This is a genomic window from Streptomyces sp. 71268 (assembly GCF_029392895.1).
Lineage (GTDB): Bacteria > Actinomycetota > Actinomycetes > Streptomycetales > Streptomycetaceae > Streptomyces.
The window spans coordinates 2,339,274-2,352,308 of record NZ_CP114200.1 but is presented as its reverse complement, the minus strand read 5'-3'; the positions used below and the strand labels follow the sequence as shown (position 1 = coordinate 2,352,308).

Sequence of the window (13,035 nt, the reverse complement as noted above, 5' to 3'; positions counted from 1 at the left end):
CGCTCACGAGGCCACCCCGCCACCGGGCCCGTCGGCGGTGGGCCCGCCCGTGCTGGGCCTGTCCGCGCTGGGCCCGTCCGTGCTGGGCCCGGCCGTGCCCGGCGCGGGTTCGGCGGGTCGGGGCTCGGCGTCCGGGGGGGCCTCGTCCGTGGTGCGCAGGGGCAGCCGGACCGTGAACTCGGCGCCGCCCCGTGGGGAGCGGCCCAGCGTGATGGTGCCGCCGTTGCGGTGCACCGTCTGGCGCACGATGGCCAGGCCGAGCCCGTGGCCGGGCACGGCCTTGGTGCTCCAACCCCGCTGGAAGATCTCCTCGGCCGCGCCCGGGCCGACGCCGGGGCCGTTGTCCCCGACCCGCAGCGTCAACTCCTCGTCCCAGGCCCGAACCGTCACCGTGACCCGCCCCCGTCGGCCGTCCACGGGCGCCCCCGAGCGGCGGCCGGGGCCCGGGCCGCCCCGCGCGGACGGGGCGGTCTGGCCGCCCGCCGCGTCGATGGCGTTGTCCACCAGGTTGCCCAGGATGGTCACCAGGTCCCGGGCCGGCAGGCTGGCCGGCAGCAGCCCGTCGTCGATGTGGCTGTCGGGCGTCAGCTCGAAGTCCACCGCGTACTCGCTGGCCTGGGCCGCCTTGCCGAGCAGCAGCGCGGCGAGCACCGGCTCGGCCACCGCGCCCACCACCTGGTCGGTGAGCGCCTGGGCCAGTCGCAGCTCGGCGGTGGCGAACTCGACGGCCTCGTCGGCTCGGCCGAGTTCGATGAGGGAGACCACGGCGTGCAGCCGGTTGGCCGCCTCGTGGGCCTGCGAGCGCAGCGCCTCGGCGAAGCCGCGTACCGAGTCCAGCTCGCCCGAGAGGGCCTGGAGTTCGGTGTGGTCGCGCAGGGTCACCACGGAGCCGCGCCGGCCGTTGCTGCTCACCGGCGCGGTGTTGACGATCAGGACCCGGTCGGCGGTCAGGTGCAGCTCGTCCACCCGGGGTTCGGGGTCGAGCAGCGCCGCGGTCAGCGGCGGGGGCAGGCCGAGTTCGCCCACGTGCCGGCCGACGGGTGGCGCGCCGCGCCGGCCGGCCCGCGCGTCGATGGCGGGGGCGGCCTCCGACGAGCCGGCCGTGGCGGCGGCGTCCGGGCGGGGCAGGCCGAGGAGTTCGCGCCCGCCGTCGTTGATGAGCGCGATCCGGCGCTGCCCGTCGAGCATCACCAGGCCCTCCCGCACCGCTTGCAGCGTGGCCTGGTGGTAGTCGTGCATCTGGCTCAGCTCGTTGGCGTTCATGCCGTGCGTGTGCCGGCGCAGCCGCGCGTTGATGACGTAGGTGCCCAGCCCGCCGAGCACGAGCGCGGCCAGCGCGACGCCGGTGAGGGCGAGCACCTGGCGCCGCTCCCGCTCGGTGATCTCCTTGATCGTGATCCCGGCGCTCACCAGCGCGACCACCGGGCCCGGGCCGTCCGTGCCGCCGCCCTCGCGCACCGGGGCCACGACGCGCACGGAGGGGCCGAGGGTGCCGGTGTACGTCTCGGAGAACACCTCGCCGCGCAGCGCGGGCCCGGTGTGGCCGAGGAACTTCTCGCCGATCCGGCCGGGTTCCGGATGCGTCCAGCGGACCCCGCGCGGGTTCATGATCGTGACGAACGCGACGCCGGAGTCCAGCCGCACGCGCTCCGCGTACGGCTGGAGCACCGAGGTCGGGTCGGGCGAGCGGGCCGCCTCGACGACGGCGGGGGAGTTGGCGATGGTGGTGGCCGCGGTCAACGCCTGGCGCCGCGCGGCCTCCTGCGCCTCGCCCTTGGCCGTGACGTAGGTGAAGACGGCGCACCCGGCGACCACGGCGGCGACCAGCACGACCTGCATGGCGAAGAGCTGGCCAGCGAGGCTGCGAGGACGGGGGATGCGCATCGGCTCAGTCTGCACGCTGTCCCTGGCGTGAACGTAATGTACGCAAGGGTGACCGCCGTCACAGCGCGGTGCATAGTCGCCGGGACATCCCGCACGTGAGCCGCGCGTACCCCATGGCGCGGCCGGGCCGGATGTCCTCAGCAGCGGTGGCTGGGCCGTACCCACGCAGCTCTCAGCCCTGCCGAGCGGCAATGCACGACCGAAGGAGGCAGCCGTGGCTGCGCAGACCTCGCCGTCGGAGCCGGGAGACACGCCCCCCGACTCCGGCTCGACATCGCGACGGGCGGGACAGGCGACCGGGGAAGGCTCCGGGACGACACCGGGATCGAAGGCGTCGGGACCGAAGGCGCCCGGGCCGGCGAAGCGGGACAAGACCCACTATCTCTACATTTTCGTGATCGTGGCCGTGCTCCTCGGCATCACGCTGGGCTTCGCGGCGCCCGACTTCGCCGTGGAGCTCAAGCCGATCGGCACCGGCTTCGTGAACCTGATCAAGATGATGATCTCGCCGATCATCTTCTGCACGATCGTGCTCGGCGTGGGGTCGGTCCGCAAGGCCGCCAAGGTCGGCGCCGTCGGCGGCCTCGCGCTCGGCTACTTCCTGCTCATGTCCACCGTGGCGCTCGCCATCGGCCTGCTGGTCGGCAACATCCTGGAGCCGGGCAGCGGGCTGCACCTGACCAGCGAGGCGGCCAAGGCGGGCCAGGGCGAGGCCGAGGGCGCCAGCGAGTCGACCGAGGAGTTCCTGCTCGGCATCATCCCGACGAGCATGCTCTCCGCCTTCACCGAGGGCGAGGTGCTCCAGACCCTGCTGATCGCCCTGCTGGTCGGCTTCGCCCTACAGGCCATGGGCAAGGCGGGCGAGCCCGTCCTGCGCGGCATCGGCCACCTGCAGCGGCTCGTCTTCCGGGTGCTCGCGATGATCATGTGGGCGGCCCCGGTGGGCGCCTTCGGCGCCATCGCGGCGGTGATCGGCGAGACCGGCACCGACGCGCTGCGCTCGCTCGCGGTCATCATGGTCGGCTTCTACGTCACCTGCCTGATCTTCGTGGTCGTCGTGCTCGGCACGATCCTGCGCCTGGTGGCGGGCGTGAACCTGTTCCTGCTGCTGAAGTACCTGGCGCGGGAGTTCCTGCTGATCCTGTCGACCTCCTCGTCCGAGTCGGCGCTGCCGCGGCTGATCGCGAAGATGGAGCACGCGGGGGTCAGCAAGCCGGTGGTCGGCATCACCGTCCCCACCGGCTACTCCTTCAACCTCGACGGCACCGCCATCTACCTGACGATGGCCTCGCTGTTCATCGCCGAGGCGATGGGCGACCCGCTCTCCGTCGGGCAGCAGATCTCGCTGCTGCTGTTCATGATCGTGGCGTCCAAGGGGGCCGCGGGCGTCACCGGGGCCGGCCTCGCCACGCTCGCCGGTGGCCTCCAGTCGCACCGGCCGGAGCTGGTGGACGGCGTCGGGCTGATCGTCGGCATCGACCGCTTCATGAGCGAGGCGCGGGCCCTGACGAACTTCGCCGGGAACGCGGTGGCCACCGTGCTCGTCGGCACCTGGACCAAGGAGATCGACCGGGACCGGATGCGCGAGGTGCTGCACGGACGGATCCCGTTCGACGAGCGCACGCTGCTCAACGATGACCACGGCCACGCGCCCGACGACGAGCCCTCGGACGGGCCCGCCGAGCGGGTCGCCCTGGCCAAGCGGGCGGCCGCCGAGGCGGACGGCAAGGAGGCGGCCAAGGTCTGAGGCCCGCCGGGCCGGCCGCCACAAGCCTGGCCGCCCGACCGGAGGTCCCCACGGCCACCGGTCGGACTGGGACGCCCGCTGGCGGGGCAGGCGTACACCAGGAGGCCATTTCGCGGGGCGAGACCTCACCCCATCTCGCCCCACCCGCCGCCCCGTCCCGCTCCTCCGGGACGGGGCGGCGCTTTTGCCGGGACGGGGCGGCGCTCTGCCGGGGGTACGGGGCGCGGCCCCCGGTGTCGCCCGTACCGCCGGTCGGCCGGTGGCGCTACGCCGGCCGCAGCCAGACCGTCGCCAGCGGGGGCAGCACCGGCACGACGGAGGCCGGCCGGCCGTGCCAGCCGTACGGTTCGGCCTTGAGCGGGTCCGGGTTGCCGACCCCGCTGCCGCCGTACCGCTCCGCGTCGGTGTTCAGCACCTCCACCCAGGCCGGCACCTCGTCCGGGACGCCGATCCGGTACTCGTGCCGCACCACCGGCGACATGTTGCTGACGCACACCAGCGGCGTACCGTCCGCCGCGTGCCGGGAGAAGGCGAACACGTTGTCCTGCGCCGCGTCCCCGTCGATCCAGGCGAACCCCTCCGGCGCGGCGTCCCGCTGCCACAGCGCGGGCGTGGCCGCGTAGACCGTGTTGAGGTCACGCACCAGGTCCCGCACGCCGCGGTGGTCGGGCTCGGCCTCGTACGACGGGTCGAGCAGCCACCAGTCGGGTCCGTGCTCCTGCGACCACTCCGCTCCCTGCGCGAACTCCTGCCCCATGAAAAGAAGTTGCTTGCCCGGGTGGGCCCACATGAAGCCCAGGTAGGCGCGGTGGTTGGCGCGCCGCTGCCACCAGTCGCCCGGCATCTTGGAGACCAGCGCGCGCTTGCCGTGCACCACCTCGTCGTGCGAGATGGGCAGCACGTAGTTCTCCGAGTACGCGTACACCATCGAGAACGTCATCTCGTGGTGGTGGTACGCGCGGTGCACCGGGTCGTGCGCGACGTAACCCAGCGAGTCGTGCATCCAGCCCATGTTCCACTTCAGCCCGAACCCGAGTCCGCCGAAGCCGCCCGGCCTCACGTGGTGGGTCGCCCGGGTCACGCCGTCCCAGGCGGTGGACTCCTCGGCGATGGTCACCACGCCCGGGCAGCGCCGGTAGACCGTGGCGTTCATCTCCTGGAGGAACGCCACCGCGTCCAGGTCCTCCCGGCCGCCGTACGCGTTGGGCGACCAGGCGCCCGAGTCCCGCGAGTAGTCGAGGTAGAGCATCGAGGCCACGGCGTCCACCCGCAACCCGTCCACGTGGAACTCCTCGCACCAGTACACGGCGTTGGCCACCAGGAAGTTGCGCACCTCGCGCCGCCCGTAGTCGAAGACCAGCGTGCCCCAGTCCGGGTGCGCCGCCCGCGCCGGGTCGCCGTGCTCGTACAGCGGCCGGCCGTCGAACTCCGCGAGCGCCCAGTCGTCCCGTGGGAAGTGCGCCGGCACCCAGTCCACGAGCACGCCGATGCCGGCCCGGTGCAGCGCGTCCACCAGGTGCTTGAAGTCGTCCGGAGTGCCGAGCCTGGCCGTGGGCGCGTAGTAGCCGGTCACCTGGTAGCCCCACGAGCCGCCGAAGGGGTGCTCGGCCACCGGCATGAACTCCACGTGCGTGAACCCGAGGTCCTTGACGTACGCGGGGAGTTGCTCGGCCAGCTCCCGGTAGCCGAGCCCGGGGCGCCACGAGGGCAGGTGGACCTCGTAGACCGAGAACGGCGACTCGGTCACGGGCCGCCCGGTCCGGCCGGCCATCCACGCCTGGTCGTGCCAGCGGTGGTGCGAGGCGTGCACGATCGACGCCGTGGCGGGCGGACACTCGGTGCGCCGCGCCATCGGATCGGCGCGCACCGTGTGCGAGCCGTCGGGCCGGGTGATGTCGAACTTGTACAGCGCCCCCTCGCCGACGCCCGGCAGGAACAACTCCCACACCCCGCTGGCCCCCAACGACCGCATCGGGAACGCGGTCCCGTCCCAGCGGCAGAAGTCCCCGACCACCCGCACGCCGAGCGCGTTCGGCGCCCACACCGTGAACCGGGTCCCGGTCACCCCCTGGTGGACCATCGGCCGCGCGCCCAGCGCCTGCCACAGTTGTTCGTGCCGCCCCTCGCTGATCAGGTGCAGGTCGAACTCGCCGAGCGCGGGCAGGAAGCGGTACGGATCGTGCACCTCACGCCCACCGCCCCGGCCGTCGCCGCCGTCTCGACCGTGACCGCCGTCCCGACCGTCCTCGGCGTCGCCGTCCGCGTCGTACGAGACCAGCAGCCGGTACTCCGGGACCTCGCGCAGCGGCAGCACGCCCGAGAACAGGCCGTCCCCCTCGGAGCGCAGCGGCGCCCGCAGCCCGGGTGCGACCACCACGACCGAGCGGGCGAAGGGCCGCAGCGCCCGGAACCGCACCCCGGCCGGCTCCGAGTGCGCCCCGAGCAGCGCGTGCGGGTCGTGGTGCGCGCCGTCCAACAGCCGCCGCCGCTCGTCCCCCGCGAGCGGCGCGGCGGCCAGCACCACGCCGTGCGCCGCCTTCTCCCGGGACGGTGCCGGCCGCGCCGCATCGCCTCGCGCCGCCTCGCCCTCCTGGACCCCGTCCGGCTGTGCCGTCGAAACGGCGGGCGGCGACTGCGGGTGGGGCAGCGGCTGCCCCAGCACCCGGGCCGGGGGCCGGTCGCGGGGGCCGGCGGGGTGCGTTGGCCGGGGCTCGGGGGACGGGCGTGCGGTCACGTGGGGGCCTCCAAAGCTGAGGGGACGTCCGGGACCCGGCTCATGCCGTGTCCCGCGCGGCTGGCCCGGCGAGGCGCCGGATCGCGGACAGGGGGACGGGAAGCCAGTCCGGCCGGTGCCTGGCCTCGTAGAGCACTTCGTAGACGGCCTTGTCGGTCTCGTACGCGCGCAGCAACTCCGGCTCCGCGCGCGGGTCGTGGCCGCAGGCGGCGGCGTACCCGGCGCAGTACGCGGCCCGGCAGCGGCGCGCCCACTCGCGCGGCTCGCGCGGTGCGACGGCGCCCCCCGGGCCGCCGTGCGCGCCGCCGGCGCCCACCGCCGCCGCGTAGTCGAACGACCTGAGCATGCCGGCGATGTCGCGGACCACGGGTTGCAACCGCCGCCGCTCGGCCAGCGGACTCGCGGGCTCGCCCTCGAAGTCGATCAGGCTCCACCGGCCGTCCCGCGTGCCGCGCAGCGCCTGCCCGAGGTGCAGGTCGCCGTGGATGCGCTGGGCCGGCCAGGCGCGCCCGCTGTCGCCGAGCGCGGCGAGGTCGGCGTAGGCGCCGCGCAGCGCCCGGCGGAAGGGCCGGAGCGCGGGGACGGCGCCCGCCGCCGCGTCCAGCCGGCGCGACATGGCGGCCGTGAGGTGCGCGATCTGCGGGGGGCCGAGTTCGGCGGTCGGCAGCGAGCGCGCCAGCGCGAGGTGGACCTCGGCGGTGGCCTGCCCCAGCGCGTACGCGGCGGCGGTGAAGTCGGCGCCGCGCGCCAACTGGTCCAGGGCGTACTGCCAGCCGTCGGCGCAGTCGGCGAGGTAGGGCTGGAGTAGCCCGAGCGTCGCCGGGGCGCCAGGCCCGGCCGCCTCGAACCACGCGGTGGGCGGGGGCACCCGGCGGCAGCCGGTCCGGGCGAGGGCGAGCGCCACCTCCAGGTCGGGGTTGATGCCCGGCGCGATCCTGCGGAAGACCTTGAGGATGTACGCGTCGCCGTACACCACCGAGGAGTTGGACTGCTCGGCGGTCAGCGGGCGGGGCGTGAGTCCGGCCTCGATGGCGGCGCCCGGGGCACGCCGGAAACGCAGCGGGCCGAGCGTGCCGGGCAGCCGCAGGCGTTCGAGGAGCAGCGCGGCCTGTCGCGGGTCGGCGAGCGCCTCGTAGAGCAGGGCTCCGGCCAGCGGCCCGGTGGCGGGCCGGCCGATGAGGGCGTGGGCCAGCCGAGGCGGCAGCGCCGCCGCCTCCCGCGCCACGGCCCGCTCGCCCGCCCCGTTCGCGGCGGCGGGCCCGGGCTCGGCCCGCGCCGCCCCGTCCGCCGGCGGTGGCCCGGCGCCGTGCGGGTTCGGCGGCAGCACGCCGAGCAGCAGTTGGTAGCAGTCGGCCGGCTCGGCGGCCGGCCGCCGGCGCGCCCGGGACGCGGAGGATGGTTTCGCCAACGCCCCGGCCCCGGCCGTGGCCCGGCCGGCGGGCCCCGCCGCCCCGTCGCCCACGCCCGCGTCGGCGCTCACGCCAGCACCCGCCCCGTCGCCCACGCCCGCGTCGGCGCCCGGGTCGCCGTCCGCCTCGCCGCCGGCGCCACCCTCGACGCCGCCCTCGCCGCCCGCACCGTCCTCGTACGGACCCTGGTGGGCCCGTACCAGCAGGTGCAGCAGGCCCGCCGCGCTGTCGCGCGCCGCGCACGGGAGCAGCTCCGTCGCCGAGACCAGGGTGAAGCCCCTGATCGGGCGGCCCTTGCCGGCGAACCAGCGCTGCCGTGGCAGCCACTCGGTCAGCAGCGGCGCGAGCGAGGCCAGCAGCCCGTCGTCGGCGCCGCCGGCGGCCGGTCCCGCCGCCGTGACCTGGCCCGCGCCGCCGGTACGCGGTCCGGCCCCGCGCGGGCCCGTGGCCGGGCCCGTGGGGCGAGGCCGCGCTGCGCTCGCCGTCGGGGGCGAGGGGGTGGGGGGTGACCCCCGGGACATGGAGGAGTCCGACATGACGTCGCGTCCTTTCCCCGGGGCACACGACAGATAGGACGAAGTGTCCCGGATTGCTCCAATTTCTGGGCGGCGACGCGCTGTGGACGTACCTCGGGGAGCCGCCCGGGCGCGACGGTGCGGGGTGGCGGTCGGTGGACGCGCGGGTCGCTGGCGCCGCGCCACGGGCGCGCGAGACGTCACACGCGGGGGCTGGCCCGCCATGAGGGTGAAGAGGAACGAGCGCCGCGAGGGGGGCGCGGACGCGGGCCCGGTCGGGGGAGCGAGCCCGCCGGGGGCGCGGTGGAGAGGGGGCCCGTGCGGGTGGGGGAGCGCGCGCGGTGTCGGTCCGGCGGCACGGGTGGGGCGCCGGACCGACGGTGTCGCTCAGCCCACCGCCACCTGGTCGAGGGAGTCGTGGGTGTCCGCGCGGTCGGCGCCGTCGGCGGGCCGCAGTCGGAACCAGTAGAAGCCGTGGCCGGCCAGCGTGAGCAGGTACGGCAGCTCACCGATGGCGGGGAAGCGCACGCCGCCGATCAGCTCGACCGGGTGGCGGCCGTCGAACGCCTTGAGGTCCAGCTCCGTCGGCTGCGGGAACCGCGAGAAGTTGTTCACGCACAGCACCAGGTCGTCGCCGTACTCGCGCAGGAACGCCAGGACGGCCGGGTTGCTCGACGGGAGTTCGGTGAAGGAACCGAGCCCGAAGGCCGGGTTCTGCTTGCGGATCTCGATCATCCGACGGGTCCAGTGCAGCAGCGAGGACGGGCTGCTCATGGCCGCCTCGACGTTGGTCACCTGGTAGCCGTAGACCGGGTCCATGATCGTGGGCAGGAACAGCCGCCCCGGGTCGCACGAGGAGAAGCCCGCGTTGCGGTCCGGCGTCCACTGCATCGGCGTGCGTACGGCGTCCCGGTCGCCCAGCCAGATGTTGTCGCCCATGCCGATCTCGTCGCCGTAGTAGAGGATCGGCGACCCCGGCAGGGCCAGCAGCAGGGCGGTGAACAGCTCGATCTGGTTGCGATCGTTGTCGAGCAGCGGGGCGAGCCGGCGCCGGATGCCGATGTTGGCCCGCATCCGTGGGTCCTTGGCGTACTCCGCGTACATGTAGTCACGTTCCTCGTCCGTGACCATCTCCAGCGTCAGTTCGTCGTGGTTGCGCAGGAAGATGCCCCACTGACAGCCGGAGGGGATGGCCGGCGTCTTGGCGAGGATTTCCGAGACCGGGTAGCGGGACTCGCGGCGCACCGCCATGAAGATGCGCGGCATGACGGGGAAGTGGAAGGCCATGTGGCACTCGTCGCCGCCGCGCTCGAAGTCGCCGAAGTAGTCCACGACGTCCTCCGGCCACTGGTTGGCCTCGGCCAGCAGCACCGTGTCCGGGTAGTGCGCGTCGATCTCCGCCCGCACCCGCTTGAGCAGTTCGTGCGTGCGCGGCAGGTTCTCGCAGTTGGTGCCCTCCTCGGCGTACAGGTAGGGCACCGCGTCCAGCCGGAAGCCGTCGATGCCCAGGTCGAGCCAGAACCGCAGGGCCGCGATCACCTCCTCCTGCACGGCCGGGTTCTCGAAGTTGAGGTCGGGCTGGTGCGAGAAGAAGCGGTGCCAGTAGTACTGCTTGCGCACCGGGTCGAAGGTCCAGTTCGACGCCTCGGTGTCCACGAAGATGATGCGCGCGTCCGGGTACCGCTTGTCGTCGTCGGCCCAGACGTAGAAGTCGCCGTACGGCCCGCTCGGGTCCTTGCGGGACTGCTGGAACCACTCGTGCTGGTCGCTGGTGTGGTTCATGACGAAGTCGATGATCACGCGCATGCCGCGCTGGTGGGCGGCGTCCACGAACTCGACGAAGTCGGCCAGGTCCCCGAAGTCGGGGAGCACGGCGGTGTAGTCGGACACGTCGTAGCCGCCGTCGCGCAGCGGCGAGGCGAAGAACGGCGGCAGCCACAGGCAGTCGACGCCCAGCCATTGCAGGTAGTCGAGCTTGGCGGTGAGGCCCTTGAGGTCGCCGATGCCGTCCCCGTTGCTGTCCTGGAAGGAGCGGACCAGCACCTCGTAGAACACGGCCCGTTTGAACCAGTCCGGATGGCGGTCCCCGGCAGGCGTGTCCTCGAAGGTGTCCTGAACGGGCTCGTTGACGATCATGGTGTGGGTGACCCTCCGATCGGTGAGGACGGTCGCAGCGAGAACACGTGCGCGGGCGCGATGCCGCTGCCCGGCTCTAGGCGCACGTAGTTGTCGCTGCCCCAGTGGTAGGTGGTGCCGGTGAGCTCGTCGCGCACCGACAGGGACTCATGCCAGTCGAGGCCGAGTTCTGGCATGTCCAACGACACCGTCGCCTCGTGGGTGTGGTGGGGGTCGAGGTTGACCACGGTCAGCACGCAGTCCCCGCCCGCGCCTCGTCCGGCCGCCGCGTCCGCCTCCCGCCGCGCCCCGTGGCCCGGCCGCGCCCCGGGTCGCCGCGGTGCCGGCGGCTCGGACCTGCGTTCGGGCACCCGCTTGGAGTAGGCGATGACGGCGTCGTTGTCCGTGCGGTGGAAGCGCAGGTTACGGAGCTGGCGCAGGGCCGGGTGGTGCCGGCGCAGCCGGTTGAGCGTGGTGATCAGCGGGGTGATGGTGGCCCCGGACCGCTCCGCGCCGGCCCAGTCGCGCGGGCGCAGCTCGTACTTCTCCGAGTGCAGGTACTCCTCGCTGCCCGGGCGTAGCGCCGTGGCCTCGCACAGCTCGTACCCGGCGTACATGCCCCAGGACGGCGACAGCGTCGCCGCGAGGACGGCCCGGATCTCGAACGCGGACCGGCCGCCCTCCTGGAGGTAGGCGTGCAGGATGTCGGGGGTGTTGACGAAGAAGTTGGGCCGCATGCAGGCGGCGGCGTCCCCGGTCAGCTCGGTGAGGTAGTCGGTCAGCTCCCGCTTGGTGTTGCGCCAGGTGAAGTACGTGTACGACTGCTGGAAGCCGACCGCCGCCAGGGTGCGCATCATCGCCGGCCGGGTGAACGCCTCGGCGAGGAAGACGACCCCGGGGTCGGTGCGGTTGATCTCGGAGATCACCTTCTCCCAGAAGACCACCGGCTTGGTGTGCGGGTTGTCCACCCGGAAGATCCGCACCCCGCGCGCCATCCAGCAGCGCAGCACCCGCAGCGTCTCGCGGACGATGCCGGGGAAGTCCGCGTCGAAGGCGATGGGGTAGATGTCCTGGTACTTCTTCGGCGGGTTCTCCGCGTACGCGATCGACCCGTCCGCGCGGTGGTGGAACCACTGCGGGTGGCTGGTCACCCACGGGTGGTCGGGCGAGCACTGGAGCGCGAAGTCGAGGGCCACCTCAAGGCGCAGCTCGCGCGCCTTGGCGACGAAGTGGTCGAAGTCCTCCAGGGTGCCCAGGTCGGGGTGGATCGCGTCGTGCCCGCCGTCCGCTGAGCCGATCGCCCACGGCGAGCCGACGTCGTGCGGGCCGGCGGTCAGCGCGTTGTCGGGGCCCTTGCGGAACGAGGTGCCGATCGGGTGGATCGGCGGCAGGTACACCACGTCGAAGCCCATCGCGGCGATGGCCGGCAGCCGCTCGGCGGCGGTGCGCAGGGTGCCGCTGACCGGCGGCGCCCCGTCCGCCAGCACGGCGCCCTCGGAGCGCGGGAACATCTCGTACCAGGAGCCGAACAGCGCGCGCTCCCGCTCCACCTGGAGCGGCGCCGCGCGCGAGGTGGTCACCAGCTCGCGCAGCGGGTGACCGTCGAGGGCGGCGACCACCTCGGGCGCGAGCGCGGCGGCCAGCCGGTCCGCCACCGGGCGGCCCTCGTCGAGCAGCGCGTCGACGGCGCTGAGGACCGCCTCCCGGCCGGCGTTCTTGGGTACGTCGGCGGCGGCGCGCTCGTGCAGGTGGGCACCCTCGGTGAGCACCAACTCGGCGTCGATGCCGGCCGGCACCTTGACCCTGGCGTGCGCGCGCCAGGTGCCGATCGGGTCGCTCCACGCCTCGATGGTGAAGGTCCAGCGGCCCTCGCGGTCGGGGGTGACGTCCGCGCCCCAGCGGTCGGTGCCGGGTTCCAGCTCGCGCATCGGCGTCCACGGGCCACAGCGCCCGGCCGGGTCGCGCAGCACCACGTTGGCCCCGACCGCGTCGTGCCCCTCGCGGAAGACGGTGGCGCTGACCTGGAACGTCTCGCCCACCACCGCCTTCGCCGGGCGTCTGCCGCAGTCAACGAGCGGGCGGATGTCCAACACGGGGATACGGCCGATCATGGGATCACCTAACGGCGTCGCTGGCGTGCGGGGCATTGGTTCTTTCTACCGGGTGGGCAGGCCCTTCCCGGGGCACGCGCGGGGCCGCCGTGCGCCGCGTTCACCCGGCTGGCCGGACGCGACGGACCCGCCGCCGGACCGTCGCTGGTCCGGTCGCTGGCCGCCGTGGTGGTGACTGTCCGTCGCGGTGGTCGCGGCGGCTACGGCGCCTTCGGGCCCTCCGCGCGGGCGTCGTACGCGGCGCGGGCCTCGTCGATCCGGGACAGGTGCGCGACGCTCCACTCCAACAGCGGCGCCGTGGCCTCGCGCAGGGTGGCACCCATCTCCGTCAGCTCGTAACTGACGTGCGGCGGCATCACGTTGTGGACGGTACGGGTCAGTGTTGCCCGCCGCGTCCAACCCGTGACCCGGCATGTACTCGAACCGTACCGAGGCACGAAAGGTAACCACCAGGACCGCGCTCCGGCGGCCTCGACGTGGCCGTGCCCCGCTCCTCGTTCTCCCCGTACGACGAAGGGTC

General features: G+C 74.0%; 6 protein-coding genes and 1 pseudogene. 1 reads left to right on the top strand and 6 read right to left on the bottom strand.

Annotated elements, in window-relative coordinates; all coding sequences use genetic code 11:
- Nucleotides 1-3: 3 nt before the first annotated feature.
- Nucleotides 4-1,884 (bottom strand): sensor histidine kinase, encoded by a 1,881-nt coding sequence (locus OYE22_RS08580; RefSeq protein WP_277319848.1) that lies wholly within the window; start codon nt 1,882-1,884, stop codon nt 4-6.
- A gap of 394 nt (nt 1,885-2,278) precedes the next feature.
- Here OYE22_RS08580 and OYE22_RS08575 point away from each other — a divergent pair, with 394 nt between their 5' ends.
- The gene (locus OYE22_RS08575; RefSeq protein WP_277324050.1) at nt 2,279-3,631 is read left to right on the top strand and encodes a cation:dicarboxylase symporter family transporter; all 1,353 of its coding nucleotides are present in this window, start codon (nt 2,279-2,281) and stop codon (nt 3,629-3,631) included.
- 265 nt (nt 3,632-3,896) lie between these two features.
- On the opposite strand, the gene glgB is transcribed toward OYE22_RS08575, so the two are convergent.
- The 5 genes and pseudogenes from glgB to OYE22_RS08550 all read right to left on the bottom strand — a co-directional run.
- Entirely contained in the window at nt 3,897-6,155 is a 2,259-nt protein-coding gene (gene glgB / locus OYE22_RS08570; protein WP_348652268.1) for a 1,4-alpha-glucan branching enzyme, read from the bottom strand.
- Nucleotides 6,156-6,405: 250 nt separating this feature from the next.
- Nucleotides 6,406-8,310, bottom strand: coding sequence for a maltokinase (locus OYE22_RS08565; protein WP_277319847.1), 1,905 nt, complete (start codon nt 8,308-8,310; stop codon nt 6,406-6,408).
- 366 nt (nt 8,311-8,676) lie between these two features.
- Nucleotides 8,677-10,425, bottom strand: coding sequence for a maltose alpha-D-glucosyltransferase (gene treS, locus OYE22_RS08560; RefSeq protein WP_277319846.1), 1,749 nt, complete (start codon nt 10,423-10,425; stop codon nt 8,677-8,679).
- Nucleotides 10,422-12,515, bottom strand: a complete 2,094-nt coding sequence (locus tag OYE22_RS08555) for an alpha-1,4-glucan--maltose-1-phosphate maltosyltransferase (protein ID WP_277319845.1) — start codon at nt 12,513-12,515, stop codon at nt 10,422-10,424. Before OYE22_RS08555 ends, treS begins: the two co-directional genes overlap by 4 nt.
- A gap of 200 nt (nt 12,516-12,715) precedes the next feature.
- Nucleotides 12,716-12,895 (bottom strand): annotated as a pseudogene (locus tag OYE22_RS08550) (winged helix-turn-helix transcriptional regulator); the annotation flags it as partial.
- Between the last annotated feature and the right edge of the window lie 140 nt (nt 12,896-13,035).